Origin of the sequence: Halorubrum distributum JCM 13561 (assembly GCF_000337395.1) — an archaeon.
In the GTDB taxonomy this organism is placed as follows: Archaea; Halobacteriota; Halobacteria; order Halobacteriales; family Haloferacaceae; genus Halorubrum; species Halorubrum distributum.
The window spans coordinates 53,750-71,503 of record NZ_AOJF01000053.1 but is presented as its reverse complement, the minus strand read 5'-3'; the positions used below and the strand labels follow the sequence as shown (position 1 = coordinate 71,503).

General features: G+C 69.6%; 18 protein-coding genes. 11 read left to right on the top strand and 7 right to left on the bottom strand.

The features are described from left to right. Positions 1–28: 28 nt before the first annotated feature. Positions 29–994 carry a hypothetical protein gene (locus tag C470_RS12280; protein ID WP_004596796.1) on the bottom strand — a complete coding sequence of 322 codons (966 nt, stop codon included), beginning with the start codon at positions 992–994 and terminating at the stop codon, positions 29–31. Between the two features lie 215 nt (positions 995–1,209). Between C470_RS12280 and C470_RS12275 the strand changes: the two genes are divergently transcribed. The 5 genes from C470_RS12275 (at position 1,210) to C470_RS12255 (ending at position 5,623) form a co-directional block, all read left to right on the top strand. Continuing rightward, the gene (locus C470_RS12275; protein WP_004596798.1) at positions 1,210–1,734 is read left to right on the top strand and encodes a transcription factor TFIIE subunit alpha; all 525 of its coding nucleotides are present in this window, start codon (positions 1,210–1,212) and stop codon (positions 1,732–1,734) included. Beyond that, the gene (locus tag C470_RS12270) at positions 1,734–2,429 is read left to right on the top strand and encodes a DUF2110 family protein (RefSeq protein WP_004596799.1); all 696 of its coding nucleotides are present in this window, start codon (positions 1,734–1,736) and stop codon (positions 2,427–2,429) included. Before C470_RS12275 ends, C470_RS12270 begins: the two co-directional genes overlap by 1 nt. A gap of 14 nt (positions 2,430–2,443) precedes the next feature. After that, on the top strand, positions 2,444–3,220 hold the full coding sequence (locus C470_RS12265) for a DUF5803 family protein (RefSeq protein ID WP_008367609.1): 777 nt from the start codon (positions 2,444–2,446) through the stop codon (positions 3,218–3,220). A gap of 75 nt (positions 3,221–3,295) precedes the next feature. Then, positions 3,296–3,994 (top strand): competence/damage-inducible protein A, encoded by a 699-nt coding sequence (locus C470_RS12260; protein ID WP_008367607.1) that lies wholly within the window; start codon positions 3,296–3,298, stop codon positions 3,992–3,994. 498 nt (positions 3,995–4,492) lie between these two features. After that, the gene (locus tag C470_RS12255) at positions 4,493–5,623 is read left to right on the top strand and encodes an ATP-NAD kinase family protein (protein WP_007996648.1); all 1,131 of its coding nucleotides are present in this window, start codon (positions 4,493–4,495) and stop codon (positions 5,621–5,623) included. Positions 5,624–5,857: 234 nt separating this feature from the next. Here the strand turns inward: C470_RS12255 and C470_RS12250 are convergent, their stop codons facing one another. Both C470_RS12250 and C470_RS12245 read right to left on the bottom strand, forming a co-directional pair. Beyond that, complete coding sequence (locus C470_RS12250) at positions 5,858–7,549, bottom strand: Na+/H+ antiporter NhaC family protein (RefSeq protein ID WP_007345205.1); 1,692 nt, start codon at positions 7,547–7,549, stop codon at positions 5,858–5,860. 354 nt (positions 7,550–7,903) lie between these two features. Continuing rightward, positions 7,904–8,554 carry a LysE family translocator gene (locus tag C470_RS12245; RefSeq protein ID WP_008367604.1) on the bottom strand — a complete coding sequence of 217 codons (651 nt, stop codon included), beginning with the start codon at positions 8,552–8,554 and terminating at the stop codon, positions 7,904–7,906. Between the two features lie 419 nt (positions 8,555–8,973). Between C470_RS12245 and C470_RS12235 the strand changes: the two genes are divergently transcribed. Beyond that, entirely contained in the window at positions 8,974–9,537 is a 564-nt protein-coding gene (locus C470_RS12235; RefSeq protein ID WP_008367602.1) for a maltose acetyltransferase domain-containing protein, read from the top strand. 3 nt (positions 9,538–9,540) lie between these two features. Here C470_RS12235 and prs read toward each other — a convergent pair whose 3' ends face one another. Then, a complete protein-coding gene (prs, locus tag C470_RS12230; RefSeq protein ID WP_008367592.1) occupies positions 9,541–10,401 on the bottom strand; it encodes a ribose-phosphate diphosphokinase in 861 nt (286 codons plus the stop codon). A gap of 167 nt (positions 10,402–10,568) precedes the next feature. Here prs and C470_RS12225 point away from each other — a divergent pair, with 167 nt between their 5' ends. From C470_RS12225 to C470_RS12210, 5 genes are all read left to right on the top strand, one after another. Beyond that, complete coding sequence (locus C470_RS12225; protein WP_004596817.1) at positions 10,569–11,225, top strand: HVO_0476 family zinc finger protein; 657 nt, start codon at positions 10,569–10,571, stop codon at positions 11,223–11,225. Positions 11,226–11,936: 711 nt separating this feature from the next. Next, complete coding sequence (locus C470_RS16325) at positions 11,937–12,092, top strand: hypothetical protein (RefSeq protein WP_239638584.1); 156 nt, start codon at positions 11,937–11,939, stop codon at positions 12,090–12,092. Between the two features lie 56 nt (positions 12,093–12,148). Further along, positions 12,149–12,352, top strand: coding sequence for a hypothetical protein (locus C470_RS12220; RefSeq protein WP_004596822.1), 204 nt, complete (start codon positions 12,149–12,151; stop codon positions 12,350–12,352). A gap of 91 nt (positions 12,353–12,443) precedes the next feature. Further along, a complete protein-coding gene (ggt, locus tag C470_RS12215) occupies positions 12,444–14,102 on the top strand; it encodes a gamma-glutamyltransferase (RefSeq protein WP_004596823.1) in 1,659 nt (552 codons plus the stop codon). A gap of 209 nt (positions 14,103–14,311) precedes the next feature. After that, on the top strand, positions 14,312–15,694 hold the full coding sequence (locus C470_RS12210; protein WP_193365839.1) for an ABC transporter substrate-binding protein: 1,383 nt from the start codon (positions 14,312–14,314) through the stop codon (positions 15,692–15,694). A gap of 63 nt (positions 15,695–15,757) precedes the next feature. Here C470_RS12210 and C470_RS12205 read toward each other — a convergent pair whose 3' ends face one another. Genes C470_RS12205 through C470_RS12195 form a run of 3 tightly spaced genes read right to left on the bottom strand, consistent with a single transcriptional unit; the run spans position 15,758 to position 17,705 of the window. Next, on the bottom strand, positions 15,758–16,168 hold the full coding sequence (locus C470_RS12205; RefSeq protein WP_008367590.1) for a DoxX family protein: 411 nt from the start codon (positions 16,166–16,168) through the stop codon (positions 15,758–15,760). 60 nt (positions 16,169–16,228) lie between these two features. Next, positions 16,229–17,092: an Nmad3 family putative nucleotide modification protein gene (locus C470_RS12200; protein WP_008367589.1), complete on the bottom strand. Its 864-nt coding sequence runs from the start codon at positions 17,090–17,092 to the stop codon at positions 16,229–16,231. Positions 17,093–17,111: 19 nt separating this feature from the next. After that, entirely contained in the window at positions 17,112–17,705 is a 594-nt protein-coding gene (locus C470_RS12195; RefSeq protein ID WP_004596830.1) for a DJ-1/PfpI family protein, read from the bottom strand. Positions 17,706–17,754: the final 49 nt, after the last annotated feature.

Genomic DNA, 17,754 nt, shown 5'->3' with positions numbered 1-17,754 from the left:
GTCCGGGCGTCCCGGATGGTGCTGCCCGCTACAAGGCCCGCTTCGAGCGGAGCCGCGCGAGCCGCGTCCGCGCCTCCTGCCTGCTCGTCCCGCGCACGCGGCCCGTCTCGGCGTCTGCCATGGAGACGAAGGAGAGCCGGTCGAGGAGCGGCGGCCAGTCGCCGGCGCCCGCGGCGTCGCTGGCGAACGCGACCGCGTTGCCGAGCCCGTTCCGCTCCTCGCTCCCGGCCCGCGCGACCAGCGCGTCCGCGGCGCGGCGCCCGCCGGCGACGGAGAGCCGGTCGCCGGCCGTCGCGGGGACCCACGCCGGGAGGAGCAAGAGCCAGCAGAGGACGCCGGCGGCCGCGTACGCCCAGGAGGGGACGCGCTCGCGGTCCGGCTCGTACCCGTGGATCCGGTTGACGCGCCGGTCGGCGGCGGTTCGGTCCCCGCGGCGCCCCACGAGCAGCGTCGCGAGCAGCGCCGCGGTCTCGACGGCCGCCAGCGCCGGGAGGGTCGCCGTCGTGAGCAGCGCCTGCCGCGTCCGGAGCCTGACGAGCGCGTGGCGCAGCGCGGCGTCGCGGTCGGCCTTCGGGAGGGCGAGCAGCCGCGTCGAGGCCACCAGCCGCGACCCGCGGTACCCGTCCACGACGGCGACGTTCGCGGCGTCGGCGCGGACCGCCGTGACCTCGGGAACGTCGACCCCGACCTCGCCCGCGAGCGCCTCGACGCGGTCAGCGACGAAGTCGGCGCGGCGGTCGTCGAGGTCGGCGTCCGGGAGCCGGGCGATCCGCCTGTCGGCGAGGACCGGACCGAGGAGCGCGGAGGCCGCCGGGCCGACGAGGACGGCCGCGAGCAGTCCCCCGAGCGCGCCGAGCGGGACGAGCCCGAGCCCGCCGGGGCCGAGCAGCGCGGCGAGCGGGACCAGCGGAACCGCAGCCAGCACCGCCGGGACCGCGAGGAGCGCGAGGGCGCCGAGCGCGCGTCGCCCCCGTCCGTCGACCGAGTCTGCCATACGGGCGAGTGTGAGCCACGGCGCGTAAAGCTCTGCCGGACCCGCGGGGTGATCGACTGGGGTTCGGGCTTTCGGGCCGGCGGCAGGGGTTCGGGCCGGCGGCAGGGGTTCAGTCCATCGGCAGGGGTTCGGGCCGGCGGGCCGGCGGCGAATCGGGGGCGTCGCGACCGCTCCTTTCGGAGGTTTTAACCGGATTCCACCACCAGTTTCCCGTAATGGCTTTTGAGGATCTACTGAACGACCCCGTCATCCAGAAGTACCTCCACGAGCTGGTGGGGCCGACGGGGATGCCGGTCGCGGCCGCGCCGCCCGACGGCGAGGTCACCGACGAGGAGCTGGCCGAGGAACTCGGCTTGGAGCTCAACGACGTCCGACGCGCGCTGTTCATCCTGTACGAGAACGACCTGGCGACGTACCGCCGCGTCCGCGACGAGGACTCCGGGTGGCTCACGTACCTGTGGACGTTCCACTACGACAACATCCCGGAGAACCTTCAGGAGGAGATGTACCGGCTGCTCGACGCCTTAGAGGAGCGCGAGGAGTACGAGCGCACCCACGAGTTCTACCTCTGTGAGGTGTGTTCCATCCGCTTCGAGTTCGGCGAGGCGATGGACTTCGGCTTCGAGTGCCCCGAGTGCGGCTCCCCGCTGGAGGCGATGGACAACGACCGGCTCCGCGACGCGATGGACCAGCGCATCGAGGCGCTCCGCGACGAGCTCAACGTGGACGTGACCGGCTGATGGTCGTCCTCGCAACCAAGTGCTACGTGGAGGGAGACGCCCGCGAGCGAGCGCTCGACGGGATGGACTCGCTCGTCGCCAACGACGTCGGTGAGCTCGACGCCGACTGGCAGGTGGGCGTCCGCGACGACGAGTTCGTCCAGGTCGACGTGAGCGGCGAGGACGCGCCGGTCGCGCGCAACGTCCTCGCGGAGACGTGGGGCGAGATCGTCGCCCACGACGGCGGGCTGGAGGCGGGCGAGGAGTACGTCGGCACCCTCGAGTCGTGGGACGACGTCGGGTTCACCCTCGACGCCGGCGTCGACGTGTTCGTCCCCGCCGACGAGCTCGGGCTCGGCGTCGGCTCGCCGGAGCAGGTCGTCGAGCGGTTCGGCCTCGTCCAGCACCTCCCGATGCGGTTCGTCTACGGCGGCGACGCCGGCGACCCGGACGCGGAGCCGAGCCGGCTCGCCGACGCGGAGCGCGACCGGCTGTACGACTGGCAGCGCGGCGACGGCCGGGTGAACGTCAACTCGGCGACGCGCGGCGAGACGCGCGCGACGGTGAACCGCGCGGGCCACGCGCAGGACATCGTCACCGTCGAGCGGCTGGGCCTCCTCGAACAGAGCATCGTCTGCGCGGAAGGCACCGACCCGCCGGGGTTACTCGCCGCCATCGGCTCGTACCTCCCGGCCGAGATGCGCTGTGTCGTCTAACTGAACCTACGCACGTGAACAGACGCTTCGCGCTCGCGGTTGCGGCGGTCGCCCTCCTCGCGGTCAGCGCCGGCTGTCTCGGCTACGCGACGGGCGGGGGCGAGGTGACGAACGAGACGCTCGACGCCGAGCCGCCCCGCGAGTACGAGTTCGACACGGACCGCGACGCCGCGTTCACCCTCTCGACGGACGCGAGGTACACCGCCGTGTACGCGGTCGGCGACCGGGAGGAGATCCGGCTGTACGAGCAGACGCCGTACGCGGGCGACCAGCCCCTGGAGTTCGAGGCGTTCCGGTATCAGTACCCCGACGGCGAGGTGATCACGGGCAGCGAGTTCCGCGCGCGCGGCGGCGAGATCGAGCGGACGACCGACGAGACGTGGATCCGCTTCGCCGACGACATGGCCGGCGGTAAGGCGGCGTTCTCGGGCGCGGGGTCACCGCGCCGGTTCACCATGCGCGCGTACGTCGAGGGGTCGTACGCCGTGACGCTCCCGCCCCAGTTCAGCACGGAGGTGCCGATCGTCGGCCACGTGTCGCCGCGCGACCACGAGGTCGAGACCGTCGGCGACCGCGACCGGATCGTCTGGGAGGAGGTGTCGGGCGGCTCGATCGTCGTCCAGTCGTACCGCGAGGGCGACCTCGTGGTGTTCGGCGTCATCCTCGTCATCGCGGCGATCGCCGCGGTCATCGGGACGGTCTACTTCCGGCGGCAGCTGGAGGCGCTCCGCGAGCGCCGGCGCGACCTCGGCTTGAGCGTCAACGAGGACGACGACGACGGCTGGCTGTAGCGGGCGGGACCGAACCGAGTTTCCCGCGACGGCCGCGCCGCGGTCCTTTTCTACCGCGCGGCGCTTGCGTTCGGTATGAACGCCGCCGTCGTCACCGTCGGGGACGAGCTCCTCGTCGGGGACACCGAGAACACGAACGCCACCTGGCTCTGCGACCGCCTCGACGAGCGGGGCGTCACGGTCAGGCGGGTGACCGTCGTGCCGGACGAGGTGAGCGAGATCGCGCGCGTCGTCAACGAGCACCACGCCGAGTACGACGCCGTGATCGTCACCGGCGGCCTCGGCCCGACGCACGACGACGTGACGATGGAGGGGGTCGCGGCCGCGTTCGGCCGCGACCTCGCCGAGAACGAGGAGGCGGCCGCGTGGCTCGCCGAGCGGGGGTACAGCGGGAGCGACCTCGCGGCGGAGACGACGCACCTCCCGGCCGACTGCCGGCCGCTGCCGAACGAGGCCGGGGTCGCGCCGGGCGCGGTCGTCGAGTCCGTCTACGTCCTGCCCGGCGTGCCGACGGAGATGAAGGCGATGTTCGAACTGATCGAAGACGAGTTCGCGGGGACGCTCACCCACGTGGTCACGGTCGACGTCGACGAGCCGGAGAGCGAGCTGCTCGACCGGGTCGCGACGCTGCGCGAGCGGTTCGACGTGCGCGTCGGCTCCTATCCGGGCGAGGTCGTGACGGTGAAGATCACCGCCGAGAGCGAGGCGGAAGCCGAGCGCGCGGCGGCGTGGGTCCGCGAGCACGCGGACGCGGTCGAGGAGGAGTCCGCCTGAGCGGTCGGTCGGCGAGGCGGGAGGGGGCCGGAAAAAGCGGTTCCTACCGGTACAGGTACGCGACCCACACGGCGACGAGCGCGAGGCTCGCGAGCAGGACCGCGCCCGCGGTCGCGCTGATCGGCAGCGGCTCCGTCACGGCGGCTTCGAGGATCATATCTCGGGGTTGTTCTGGGGGCATCTTAAGTATTGATTCTCGGGCGAGGAGGGAGCTATCCGACGGACGAGTACCGCCGCGCGACGCGAAAACGGGACCGGGCGGCGTGGGCGTGTGGCAGCTACCGCGAGAGGGATCCAGTCCCGGTGAGACGAGCAGATGGGTTCGCCGATGGCGGGCTCACTCCATCGGCGTTCGGTCCTACGGGGAGACACCAGTTGGTTCCCGTGCCTCGTTGTTGAGGAGTTTTAAACTCGGTCGGACGGGCCGCCGCTCTCGGGAACCGCAGCGGCTCGGCCGGACGCGGCTCGCTTAAGGGGCCGGCGCGGTGAACGTCGGGCATGCACGTGGGGATCGCGGTGAACCCGGTCGCCGGGATGGGCGGCCGCGTCGGACTGAAGGGGACCGACGGGAAGGTGGCCGAGGCGGTCGAGCGCGGCGCCGAGCCGCGGGCACCGGATCGAGCGCGGCGGATGGTCGACCGGCTGGCCGCGGTCGCCCCGGAGACGACCGTCTCGGTGGCCGCGGACCCGATGGGCGAGTCCATCGTCCGCGAGGCGGGCTTCGACCCAGTCCGGGTCGTCGACCCGTTCGACGGAGGGCCGCCCGAGCCGACGGAGACGACCGCGGCCCACACCGCCGCCGTCGTCCGAGCGTTCGCGGGAACCGACGGGAAAGAAGGCGGGAGCGACGCCGGTGAGACCGCCGACCCCGTCGAGCTCGTCCTGTTCGTCGGCGGCGACGGCACCGCCGCGGACGTCGCGGAAGCGCTGGAGGGTACCGACGTGCCAATGCTCGGCGTCCCGGCCGGCGTGAAGGTGTACTCGTCGGTGTTCGCGGTGTCGCCGGAGGACGCCGCCGAGGTCGCGGCCTCGTTCTCGCGGACCGAGCGCCGCGAGGTGATGGACATCGACGAGGACGCCTACCGCGAGGGGGAGGTCCACCCGGAGCTCAGAGGGGTCGCGCACGTCCCGGTCGCGGACGACCTCCAGTCGTCGAAGCAGACCGCGAGCGGGACCGTCGAGTCGCTGGCTGAGGGCGTCGCGGCGGACATCCGCGAGCGCGACGGCGAGGGCGTCACCTTCGTCCTCGGCCCGGGGTCGACCGTGGGCGCGATCAAAGACGAGCTCGGCTTCGAGCCGTCGCCGATCGGCGTCGACGTCTGGCGCGACGGCGAGGTGATCGTCCGGGACGCGACGGAGGCGGAAATCCTCGACGCGCTCGGCGAGGAGAACGTGATCGTCGTCTCCCCCATCGGCGGGCAGGGGTTCGTCTTCGGCCGCGGCAACCCCCAGATCTCGCCGGCGGTGATCCGGCGCTGTGACCTCCGGATCGTCGCCTCGCGCGCCAAGCTCGACGACGTGCGCGCCCTCCGCGTCGACACCGACGACCCCGACCTCGACGCGGAGCTCGCGGGCTGGGTCCGCGTCCGCGTCGGGAAGTTCGAGACGCGGATGATGAAGATCGTTTGACCGGGCCGTGTCGTCTCCCGTCGGAGCCGCTTCGGGCGGACAACGCACCGAGACGGCTGTGCGGCGGGCAGGCGGACGGAACGGCTTCGACGAGAGGGTAGTTCGTCCGACTCGTGCCCGCAGCGAGGACGCACCTGCCGGACGATCGCTCGCCGACGTAATCGAAGACGTGGACGCGAAGCCGGTGTTGGAAGGCGGCGGGAACGCGGAAAACGGTCGGGGGTCGAGCTCGGTTTAGGCGCCTATCGCCGCGAACGTGAACACGACCGCGAGGTACGCGGCGACGATGACGACCGCCAACACCGGGACCAGCGTGAAGTGGTTGTGGCTCCCGTTATTGCCGTCGACCTCACCACGCTCGACGGCGTCAACGTCGACTTCGCCGGATTCGATGGCGTCGGCAGAAGGCATTACCTCGGGGAGTCCCTTGCGTCTGGCGTCGAACTTATTCAGGGCGAGCACTGCGACCGTCGTCAGAACGAGCGCCAGCGGCAAGGCGATGTAGGCCGTCTGGAGGCCCAGACCGTATAGTATGAGCACGAACACCGTGACCACCGCGGCAGTTCCCGCGAACGGAATCTGGGTATTAACGTGGTCGATGTGATCAGAGCCCGAGAAGATCGACGACATGACCGTCGTGTCGCTAATTGGCGAGCTGTGATCGCCGTAGATGGCGCCGCCGAACAGCACCCCGACGAGCACGGGGAGGATCGAGGGACCGACCAGCTCGTACCCCAGCGGGATTGCCAGTGGAGTCAGGATGGCCATGGTTCCCCAGGAAGTGCCGGTCGTGAAGGCGACGAACATCGCCGCGAGGAAGATAATCACCGGGAGGAAGGTCCCGGGGATGCCGCTGCCGACCATCGCGTCGACGATGACCTGCGCGGTGCCGACCTTCTCGGCGGCTAAGCCGATCGACCACGCCAGCACGATGATCGCGATGGCGATGTTCATCGTTTTGAATCCCTGGATGATGGTGTCGCTGGCCGTTTCGAGGTCCATCGTCCGGTAGCCGAGCGCGCCGATAAAGCCGGACACCATGAACGCGAAGGAACCGTACAGCAGGCCGAGGGCCACGTCGGTCTCCTGGAACGCCTCCGAGACGCTGACGCCAGGGTTGTGGCCACCACCGAGCCACCACATCGAGACCAGGCTAACGACGAGCAGCACCAAGATAGGGCCGAAGAAATTCACGAGCGTCGGATTCTTATCGCTGGGTTCGCCGACGTCCTGCGAGACGTCCGACAGCGGCGTCGCGTCCTCGCGAATGGTCCGACCGGTGGAACGCGCCCGCCACTCGGCGTCGAGCATCGGACCGAAGAACCGCTGGGTGATCGCGATGAACCCGACCATGAAGAACGCCATGAAACAGTAGATGTTCCACGGGATGCTCTGGAGGAACAGTCCGAAGGGAGTCATCCCGAGTTCCGAGGCGGTGACCGTGGCAGCCTCGAAGCCGGCGATAATCATCGATACCTGATACCCGATCCAAGACGACACCGGCCCGAACGTCGCCACGGGCGAGGTCGTCGAGTCGAGCGCGTAGGCGTGCATCTCTCGGGAGGAGCGGTTCTCCTGAGCGAGGTCCCGCGTGGCGTTGCCCGTGACGATCGTGCTGGTGTACGAGCTGAAGAAGATGAACACCCCGATGAGCCAGGTGAGGATCTGCGACTCGCGGGCGCTGTCGACCCGGTCACCGATCCACTGCTCCAGTGCCAGAATGCCGCCGGAGCGGTGAATGAACGCCGCGCCCGCCCCCATGAACATGATGAGGATAATGAACTTCGTGTTGAACGGCGACCGAAACACCTCGACGAGCCAGTCCATAGTGAGTGCTGTCGCGGCGATAGGATTCCACCCGGCCACGATCATCGCACCGATCCAGACGCCGGCGAACAGGGACACTAACACCTGCCGTGTCGTCATCGCCAGTACGATTGCGAGAAGTGGCGGTGCCAACGCCAACAGACCGTAGGTTGTGGTGGTCACAGACATGATTGAATATTGGTCCATCAAAAATATTTGTATATATCTACAACGGCTCCCGTGGGATACCGGAATATTCTGAACTCTCCTCGGTCGAAATACATCATAAGTAGTGTTCGCTAAACAGCCGGATCAGTTACGTCTCACAGGTGCCATTTATATCGCTCCGTGGACACGTCCACATCGCGTGTGGTGTGTCTACCAATAATCCGCAGTTCGCTCTGGCCGTGCGAGAGACTGGGCGTAGATATCGCGCGCTGGGGCCGTACAGTAGGATTCTTAAGAGTTCCGGGGTCACGTACCAGGCTGCTTCTCGGTTAGCAGTTTCAGCCCGAACCCGATCAGTACGCTACCGCTCGCGTACTGGATGAATCTGGAAACCATCTCCGAGTCGACGATAATGTGCCGGACCCGACTGGCGAACGCGACCACGGCCAGGAGGTAGAGGACGCTGAGAGCGGCGTAGGTCAGCCCCAGAATCGACATCTGGAGAGATACGCTCGCGGTCCGGGAGATGAACTGCGGGAAGAACGCGAGGACGAAGACGGCAACCTTCGGATTGGAGACGTTGATCGTCACTGCTTGCCCGTATGACCGTCTGAGCGAGGTGTTCGTTTCTGTGATGGTGTTCCGAACCTCGAACTCCTCGTCGTGTCGGAACGTCTGAACGCCCAAGTAGACGAGATAGGCGGCGCCGAGATACTTCACGACGGTGTATGTAAGCGCCGAGGTTCGGAGGATCGCGGCTAATCCGAGTACCGCTGCCGTCGTGTGAACGAGGATTCCTGTGGCCGTTCCGCACGCGGCGGCCGCCCCGGCATAGCGCCCGCGACGGAGGCTCTCCGTCAAGGTGTATATCGTATCCGGGCCGGGGGAAATAATGACCACTATCGCCGCCGAAATAAACGTGACGAGGGTCGCGTGATCAAAAACGAGTGCGTTCATTTAAAAGAGACTACTGCGGGATTTCAGCCCGGCGATGCGGGATGATTTCCTGACGAAACCGTCGATGCGGGGTGGGGATCTGTGTTCAGCACAGGGATGCTATCGGCTACCGCAGATTTCAACGAAGCCGGATAAAAAGCGTTTGGTCCCCCCGCGATCTTGGGGGCACTCTGCCTTGTTGATTCCGAGGACGACACGGCTACCAGAGTATCTGAGGGAGCCATTGTTCGTGTCTCGGTCGACGAGGCGTAGGCCGATCAGTTCGGCGGCCCCGAGCTTCGCATCTCCCCGGTGAGACGCCGTCACGAGATGGCGGTAGATCATAAACATCGGCCGACCACACGCGATTCAATTTATAAACGCCGACCGTTGGCGCCGCCGACGGACAGGCCTTTGTCGCTCGCAGCGCCGGGAATCGTATGGGACGCGAGAAGGAGCGCATGCTCGCCGGCGAGGCGTACGACCCGACCGATCCGGAACTCAGGCACGAGCGAGAGCGCGCTCGGGACCGCTGCCGGCGGTACAACGAGACCGCCCAGACGGAGACCGACCGCCGGGACCGACTCCTTCGCGAGCTGTTCGGGGCCGTCGGGGACGACGCGACGGTCCTGCCGCCGTTCCACTGCGACTACGGGTACAACGTCGGCGTCGGCGACGACTTCTTCGCGAACTTCGGCTGCGTCCTCCTCGACGCCGGGCCGATCGCGTTCGGCGACAACTGCATGCTCGGGCCGGGCGTCCACGTCTACACCCCGACGCACCCGCTCGGCCCCGAGGAACGCGCGGCCGGGCGCGAGTTCGGCGACCCCGTCACGGTCGGCGACGACGTCTGGATCGGGGGACGGGCGGTGCTCACGCCCGGGGTCGAGGTCGGCGACGGCGCGGTCGTCGCGGCCGGCGCCGTCGTGGTCGACGACGTGCCGGCGCGGACGATGGTCGGCGGCAACCCGGCCGAGGTGATCCGAGAAGTCGACGACGAGTGACCTCTACCGCGAGTCCAGCGCGTCGGCCACCGCGGGCGCGACGCTGACGACGCTACAGCCCCGCTCGACGGTGTCGGTGCCCACGATCCGGTCGACGCCGGCGGCGCGGAGCTTCGTCACCGCGTTGGCCGCGAGGACGGGGTGAACGCAGGCCGTCAGCACGCGCGCGGCGCCGCGGTCGGTGAGGACGGCGACCGACTCGCTCATCGTGGAGCCGGTGGCGATGATGTCGTCGACGACGACCACGTCCCGGTCGGCGACCGGCGCGTCGGAGGGCGACACCGCGACGGCGCCCGTCTCGCGGTCGCGGTGCTTCTCGAAGTAGTCCGTCTCGCCGGCGCCGTAGGCGTCGCGGACGGTGGCGGCCGCGTCGATCGCCCCCTCGTCGGGGGCGAGGAAGAGCGGATCGTCGAGGTCGGCGGGAAGCGGGTCCGCGAGGACGCCCGCGGCGTCGACCGCCTCGGCGGGGACGTCGAAGAAGTCGGCGACGGTCGCCTCGTGGGGGTTGACGAGCAGGACGCGGTCGGTCCCGGTCGAGATCGCCCGCGCCATCGCGCGGGCCGAGACCGGCTCGCCGTCGCCGAACGAGTCGTCCTGGCGGGCGTACCCCATATAGGGGACAACGGTGGTCACGTCCGTCGCGCCGGCCTCGCGGACGGCGTCCTGGAGCTGGAGCAGTTCCACCCACGCCTCGTCTGAGTCGGTCGCGGCGACGATCACGGCCTCGTCGGCGTCGAAGTCGGGCACCGCGGCGAGCCCCTCCCCGTCGGGGAACCGGTCGTATGTCGGGGTCGCGAGCGCCCGGCCCGTCTCCGCGGCGAGCGCGGCCGCGAGCTGCTGCGAGCTGGACCCGGGTACGATCATGGGCGACCGTTCCGCGGACACCGGTAAACCAGTTTCCTTACCGCGCGGCCCCGCCGGCGGCCCCGGCCACCGGAAACGCCCTCGGCGCCGCCGCGCGCCACGCGAGCGCGACCCACACCGGCCCCACAGGGGCGGATATTTACGGGCGCGGCGGGTACGAGCGCCCAATGAGCGACACCGAAGCCGGCGCGCGCGTCGGACTCCCCTGTCCGTCGTGTTCGCCCGACGAGCCGACCGTCCACGAGGTCCTCAGCCCTGGCGGGCAGGCCACCGTGCGCTGTACCGAGTGCGACCACACCCACAAGACCGAGATCCCCGAGGAGGAGACCGTCGCCGTCACGATCGTCGTCTCGCAGGACGGCGACTCGTTCACGACGACGATGGACGTTCCCGCGGACGGCGACGTCGGCACCGGCGAGGAGTTCGTCGTCGACACCGACGACGCGCTGATGCAGGTGCGGATCACGGGGATCGAGCTCGGCCCGGAGAACCGCGTCGAGGAGGCCGACATCACCGACGTGGCGACGCTGTGGACCCGCGCGGTCGACAACGTCGCGGTCCCCGTCACGCTCCACCCGAAGGACGGGGAGGCGGACCAGACGCGCTCGCTGCGCGTGAACGTCCCCGGCGACTACGAGTTCACCGTCGACGAGACGGTGGAGTTCGGCGAGGAGGAGTTCACCGTCGAGGGGCTCCAGATCCGCGAGGACGCCCCCGAGTACCGCCACGAGAAGCTCGACCACCCCGGCGACCTCGCCTACGCGAAGGACCTCAAGCGGGTGTACGCCCGCGACGAGACGCTCACCGCGTGGTCGGCCTGGTAGGCACGGCGGCCGCGCGTCTCGCCACGCCCGCGCGCCCGCCACGGTCGACCCGGTCGACCCGTACGCGCCCGGCGAGCCTCATACTAACATAAACAATTATGAAGGATACGCCCGTGGACGTAGTCGTGCCACCCGTAGTACACGACTGACGCACGCTCGACGGCGGGGACGACGACCGGTCCCGGCGGTCCGAGCACGCGCGAGGCGACCGAGACCGAACCGACGACCGACCGATCGGGTCCATCGACGAACCCGGCCGACGACGGTGCGACCGATGCCGACGACGGAATCCAAGACCTGCCGACCGCCGCCGAGGCGGTCGCGCAGGCGGCGGCGACGTTCGATCCGTCCGACACCCGGCGGATCGCGAACGGCACCGACCGCTGGAACGAGTACGCCGGCTCGTCGCACTGACGACGCGGCCGGATCCTTTTATTCGACGGCGCGACTACCGACGAGCGGCCGATGACGAACCACCGCTCCGAGCCGGACTCGGCACCCGGCGACGACGAGCCCTATGAGTGCCGAGGCCGCTAATTTTAACAGTAGAATAGGTCCCGGTCGGATCCCCACCGAGCAGGCAGACACGGATTTAAGAACGCTGTCGAGCGATCGTGCGGTATGGCCGCCGAGACCTCCGACTAGGTTCGAGAAGTCGCTGAATCCCGTGGCCTTCCGGAGTCGGAAGTCTTCGAGCGGGCACTCGAACGCATGCTTGAAGACCTGTGGGAGAACCTCGTTCTCGCGCGGGACCTCGACGGAGAACTCGACCGCGAGGAAGCAATCGAACGTGTCGGTCGGACGAAAGTCGAGGGAGCGAGAGCGGAAGGTCGTCGAGGGAGACGTCGACTGGTTTTGAACGCGTAACTGAGGAGTATCGCCACGGACTAACCGTTTTCACGCCGCCGCGCGTTCCGATGCCCATGGACCACCGCTGTCCCGATTGCGCCGTGACGATGGAGGAGGTCGAGTTCAGCATGGGCGACGCGTGGAACGCGCACGTCAGGACCGGCGAGAAGCGGTCAGGGCTCCTCGGGAAGCTCGGGATGAACGAGCGCAAGGAGCTGACGACGGTGATGTGTCCCGAGTGCGGGCTGGTCCGGCACTACGCCGAGTTCGAGGAGTGACGGCGTCGATCGCCGCACCGTCGACCGCACGCGACCGACACCGGACAGTTCCGGTCGGGCCTTTATTCTCCCCCGCGCCGGAGGGGTGCGTATGGAGCCAGACCTGGACCGATTCACGTCGCGCCGGTCGACCGTGTACGGCCAGCGCGGCGTGGTGGCGACCAGTCAGCCGCTCGCCAGCGAGGCGGGCATCGAAGTGTTACGCGAGGGCGGCAACGCGTTCGACGCGGCGGTCGCGACCGCGGCCGCGCTCAACGTCGTCGAGCCGACCTCGACCGGGCTCGGCGGGGACGTGTTCGCGCTGTACCGGACCGCGGACGGCGAGGTCGGCGCGATGCGCTCGTGCGGCGGCGCCCCCGCCGACGCGACGATCGAGAACGTCAGGGCGGCGCTCGCCGAAGACGACGACGCGGGCGCCTACTACCCGGACGACGGCGGCTACGCGGTCGACGACGCGGGCGAGGCCGGGATGCCGTTTTACGGCCCGCACGCGGTCACGGTCCCCGGGACGGCGCGGGGCTGGGAGGCGACCGTCGAGGAGCTAGGGCGGCTCAGCCTCGCGGACGCGCTCGCGCCGGCCATCCGCTACGCGACGGAGGGGTACCCGGTGTCGGAGGTCATCGCCTCCTACTGGGCGAGCGCCGACGCGCTGTTCACCGACGACCACGCCCGCGAGGCGTTCCTGTTCGACGGCGAGCCGCCGGACGTCGGGCAGACGGTGACGCTCCCGCGGCTCGGCGAGTCGATGCGGACGATCGCCGAGGAGGGCGCCGACGTGGTCTACGAGGGCGAGATCGCCGAGGCGATCGCCGACGAGGTCCAGTCGCAGGGCGGGTTCATGACCGTCGACGACCTCGCCGACTTCGAGGTCGAGTGGCCCGACCCGGTGTCGACGACCTACAACGGCGCCGAGGTGTACGAGCTGCCGCCGAACAACCAGGGGCTGATCGCCTTGGAGGCGCTCAACGTCGCGAGCGAGCTCGGCGCGGGCGAGTACGACTACGACTCGCCGGAGCGGGTCCACTACTTCGCGGAGGCCATGAAGCGGGCGTTCCACGACGGCCACCGCTACATCACCGACCCCGAGTACGAGGAGATTCCGCCGCTGGCGTCGAGCGAATGGGCCAGCGAGCGCGCCGCCGGCGTCGGCGCGACCGCCTCGCACGACGTCTCCTTCGGCGTGCCGAACGCGAACGCCGAGGACGCCGACACCGTCCTCCTCACCGTCGCCGACGAGGCGGGCAACGTCGTCTCGTACATCAACTCTCGGTTCGCCGGCTTCGGCTCCGGACTGGTCGCCGGCGACACCGGCATCGCCTTACAGAACCGCGGCGCGTCGTTCTCGCTCGACCCGGACCACCCGAACGCGCTCGAACCCGGCAAGCGCCCGTTCCACACGCTCATCCCGGGCGTCGTCCGATTCGACGAGGACGACTGGGCCGCCTTCGGCGTGATGGGGGGCTACATGCAGCCGCAGGGCCACGTCCAGGTGATCTCGAACATCGTCGACTACGACATGCCGCTCCAGCGCGCGCTCGACGAGCCGCGGTGGCGCTACCGCGAGAGCGGCGAACTGGGACTCGAACCGCACTTCGACGACGACGCCGCGGCGAAGCTGGTCCGGAAGGACCACGACGTGCGGACGCTCTCGCCGGTGATGTTCGGCGGCGCACAGATCGCCCGGAACGAAGACGGAGTGCTGTCGGCCGCCACGGAGCCCCGGAAGGACGGGAACGCACAGGGGTACTGAGCCGGGGACGACCGCGTTCGTGGCGCCGGCCAAATATCCTATCAGCGAGCGGGAACGACGCCGCTTTCGCGCTCGACCGCCGATCGACGAACGGTCGGTAGAGAGTGCCTGTGCGGAATAGAACGCGCCTGATGGGTTCGAATTCGACCGGCGTCGTATTTGTGGTCGTGGATACACTTATAACGGCTCGTATGGTATACGCTCACAGGATGACGCGAAGAATCCAGCGACGAGACGTGCTCAGAGGCGCCGGCGCGGTCGGCATCGCGGGGCTCGCCGGCTGTTCGACGGAGAGCGGCGACGGGAGCGACGGCTCCGACGGCTCCGACGGCGGCGACGGCTCCGACGGAAGCGACGGCGGCGACGGGAGCGACGGCGGCGACGCCAACAACGTCCCCGACGCCGTGATGGTCGTCGGCTTCCCGCAGTCCGGTATCCAGCTGTTCCGCGACTTCTACTCGGAGTTCGCCGACAGCGCGCCGGACCTGGACATCATCGTCCCCGACGGCCTGATCGACGGCGACCTCCCCGCAGAGGTGGACAACGACATGAACAACGTCATCGGCACCGCGCCCTCCGCGGGCGGTCCCGGCGCGGAGTTCTTCACCGAGTCGTATCAGGAGGAGTACGGCGAGGAGCCGGGCGTGTTCACCGCGCAGGCGTACGACGCGATGGCGGTCGAAATACTCGCGGCGACCGCGGCGGGCGAGAACGACGGCGAGGCGATCCGCGACCGCGTCCGGACCGTCGCCAACCCCGGCGGCGAGGAGTTCGGTCCCGCGGACCTCCCCGAGGCCGTCGAGACGGTCGCCGGGGGCGACCCGGTCCACTACGTGGGCGCGTCCTCGAGCGTCAACTTCGACGTCAACGGCGACATGGCCACCGCGGCCTACGACGTCATCGACTTCCAAGACGGCGAGCTCGTCACCCTCGACACCGTCGAGTTCGGGAACGAGCTCTCGGAGGAGGACCTGAACGCGACCGCCGCGGCTCCGGTCGGCGTCGACTCGTTCACCGCTCGGATCGGCGTTCTGATGCCGGAGACGGGCGACCTCGGCCCGCTCGGCGTGCCGATCCGCGACGGCGCGCTGCTCGCGGCCACGCAGGTCAACGACGCCGGCATCAACGTCGACGTCGAGACCAGAGTCGAGGACACACAGACCGACCCGCAGGCCGGCATCTCGGGGGCGAACGCCATCGTCAACGCCGGCTACGGCGCGGTCGTCGGCCCGGCGTCGTCGAACGTCAACCTCCAGGTCTCCGAACAGGTGTTCATCCCCAACGGCGTCGTCGGCATCTCGCCGTCCTCGACCGACCCGAACGTCACGGACCTCGAGGACAACGGCTACATCTTCCGGACCGCGCCCTCCGACCTGCTCCAGGGACCCGCGATGGCGGACCTCGCCGTGGGCGACAACGTCGGCGCCGAGAGCTCCGGCACGCTGTACCTCAACGACGCCTACGGGCAGTCGCTGGAGGAGGCGTACGTGAACGCCTTCGAGGAGCGCGACGGGACGATCGACCAGCGCGTCTCCTTCGAGCCGAACCAGGCGACGTACACCAGCCAGTGGTCGAGCGTGCTGAACGAGTAGGGAACTCGCCGACCTTTTCCCGTTTTTTCGCGGCGGGCGAGCCGCTGCGCTCGCCTTAGTCGGTCACTTCTTGTACGCCTCGCGAAGGAACACCAAGGCCCCGCCCAGCATCGCGAGGTTGCCGAAGAAGGCGAGCCGCTCGCCGCTCCTGTCGTCCTCGTCGGCGTTCCAGAAGTCGTGCATCGTCCCGGTCACGACGGTCAGGAACGCGACCGCCGCCCCGGTCGCGATCTTGGGGAGTCGCCAGAGCGCGATCCCGAGGCCGGCGACCACCATCATACCGGAAGCGAACGGCGCGGCGACGTCCGGCATCGGGACGCCGGCCGACTCGGCGTACTCGATCGTGTCCTCCATGTCGCGGAAGTCCTCCGAGGCCTGCGCGGCGAGGCCGACCCCGAGCAGGACGCGGCCGAGCCGCGACGGCGCGCCGCGGCCGACCGCCTCGTCCGTCGTCTCCGTGGATTCGTCGCTCATACGCCGTACAACGCGGCCGCGCCTCATAAATCGCGGTGGCGCCGGGAGCGGTACGCTTCGTCAGATCCCGTCGATCCGCGCCAGCAACCGGCTCGTCGCCGCCGCGTCGAAGGCCATCGGGCGGCGCCACCACGGGCCCTTCCCGGAGTCGCTCGACAGGTCGGTGACGATCGGGTTCGCTTCGCTCCCGGCGTCGGGCGCGCTCAGCGGGGCGACGCGGTCGAAGAGCCCGGACGCATCGGGATCGCCGACCGCGACGACGCGGGCGTCGAACGGGTCCCGTTTCAGGTGCGCGTTCGTCGGCGCGGCCGCGGCGGCGGCCGCGCGGTCGACGGCCCCGCCGTCCCCGTCGCCGTCCGCCGCCGAGAGCACTCGCTCGACCCGCATCCCGGCGAAGAGGTACGCGCCCCAGTCGGGCGCGAGGTCGTCGTCGACGGCGACCCCGCGCTCGCGGAGCCACGCGCCGTCGCGCTCGTCGGCGCCCGCGTCGCCCGCGCTGCCGCCGCCTGTGCGCTCGGCGGCGTCGCCGACCTGCCCGCCGCCCGGTCCCGCCCACCCGTGCGGTCGCAGCGTGAGGGTCGCGTAGAATAGGAGCCAGTCTCCGGGGCCGAGGTCGGCGATCCGGGCGGCCTTCACGCCGTGCGGGTCGCCGTAGGTGGCGCACTCGCGGCCGTGGACGCCCGGGAACTCGGGGTCGGCGTGGACCGCCGTCTCGCGCAGGTCCGCCGGGACGGCGAACGGGAGGTCGAGGTCGCCGTACGTCGGGAGCGGCTCGTCGACGGGGAACCGGTCCCGCGGGAGCGTCGCCGCCGACTCCGGGATCGGGACGTACGCGAAGGAGCCGTCGGGGTAGACGGGGCCGCGGAATCCCGGTTCGTTCGTGTTGGCGGCGACGTTGACGGCGACGGCGCGGGGACCGGGCATGACGAAAAAAAGCGGGGACTCAGTCCGCCGTCGCGGCGGCCCCTTCGTGTTCGATCTCGGTCCCGAGGAGGTCGAGGAACTGCGCGATCCACTCGGGGTGGTCGGGCCACGCCTGCCCGGTGACGAGGTTGCCGTCGGTCGTCACGCCGTCGACCCACGAGCAGCCGGCGGCCTCGACCTCCGGCTTGACGGCCGGGTACGCCGTCATCTCGTAGCCGTCGAGCACGCCCGCCGCCGCGAGGATCTGCGGGCCGTGACAGATCGACGCGACGGGCTTGTCGGCCTCGAAGAAGTGCCGGACCGCGTCGAGCACCTCGTCGTAGCCGCGGAGGTACTCCGGCGCGCGTCCGCCGGGGACGACCAGGGCGTCGTAGTCGCTCGGGTCGATCTCGTCGAAGCCGTGGGTGAGCTCGAAGTCGTGCCCTCGGGTCTCGAGGTACGTCTGGTCGCCGCGGAAGTCGTGGATCGCGGTCTTGACCGTCTCGCCGCCCTCCCTGTCCGGACAGACGGCGTGAACCTCGTGGCCGACCGCCTGGAGCGCCTGGTACGGCACCATTATCTCGTAGTCCTCGCCGAAGTCGCCGACGATCAGCAGTATCCGTTGTCCTGTCATGTGTGCGACACCATCTATGCGTACGCGCTGCTGGCCAATAACGATACTG

Bases quoted from the DNA above. Each gene is read 5' to 3' on its own strand.
- C470_RS12270 (WP_004596799.1), top strand. From the start codon at position 1,734: ATGGTCGTCCTCGCAACCAAGTGCTACGTGGAGGGAGACGCCCGCGAG.
- C470_RS12205 (WP_008367590.1), bottom strand. From the start codon at position 16,168: ATGAGCGACGAATCCACGGAGACGACGGACGAGGCGGTCGGCCGCGGC.
- C470_RS12210 (WP_193365839.1), top strand. From the start codon at position 14,312: ATGACGCGAAGAATCCAGCGACGAGACGTGCTCAGAGGCGCCGGCGCG.
- C470_RS12225 (WP_004596817.1), top strand. From the start codon at position 10,569: ATGAGCGACACCGAAGCCGGCGCGCGCGTCGGACTCCCCTGTCCGTCG.
- prs (WP_008367592.1), bottom strand. From the start codon at position 10,401: ATGATCGTACCCGGGTCCAGCTCGCAGCAGCTCGCGGCCGCGCTCGCC.
- C470_RS12235 (WP_008367602.1), top strand. From the start codon at position 8,974: ATGGGACGCGAGAAGGAGCGCATGCTCGCCGGCGAGGCGTACGACCCG.
- C470_RS12260 (WP_008367607.1), top strand. From the start codon at position 3,296: ATGAACGCCGCCGTCGTCACCGTCGGGGACGAGCTCCTCGTCGGGGAC.
- C470_RS16325 (WP_239638584.1), top strand. From the start codon at position 11,937: ATGCTTGAAGACCTGTGGGAGAACCTCGTTCTCGCGCGGGACCTCGAC.
- C470_RS12250 (WP_007345205.1), bottom strand. From the start codon at position 7,549: ATGACGACACGGCAGGTGTTAGTGTCCCTGTTCGCCGGCGTCTGGATC.
- C470_RS12200 (WP_008367589.1), bottom strand. From the start codon at position 17,092: ATGCCCGGTCCCCGCGCCGTCGCCGTCAACGTCGCCGCCAACACGAAC.
- C470_RS12195 (WP_004596830.1), bottom strand. From the start codon at position 17,705: ATGACAGGACAACGGATACTGCTGATCGTCGGCGACTTCGGCGAGGAC.
- ggt (WP_004596823.1), top strand. From the start codon at position 12,444: ATGGAGCCAGACCTGGACCGATTCACGTCGCGCCGGTCGACCGTGTAC.
- C470_RS12280 (WP_004596796.1), bottom strand. From the start codon at position 994: ATGGCAGACTCGGTCGACGGACGGGGGCGACGCGCGCTCGGCGCCCTC.
- C470_RS12245 (WP_008367604.1), bottom strand. From the start codon at position 8,554: ATGAACGCACTCGTTTTTGATCACGCGACCCTCGTCACGTTTATTTCG.
- C470_RS12220 (WP_004596822.1), top strand. From the start codon at position 12,149: ATGGACCACCGCTGTCCCGATTGCGCCGTGACGATGGAGGAGGTCGAG.
- C470_RS12275 (WP_004596798.1), top strand. From the start codon at position 1,210: ATGGCTTTTGAGGATCTACTGAACGACCCCGTCATCCAGAAGTACCTC.
- C470_RS12255 (WP_007996648.1), top strand. From the start codon at position 4,493: ATGCACGTGGGGATCGCGGTGAACCCGGTCGCCGGGATGGGCGGCCGC.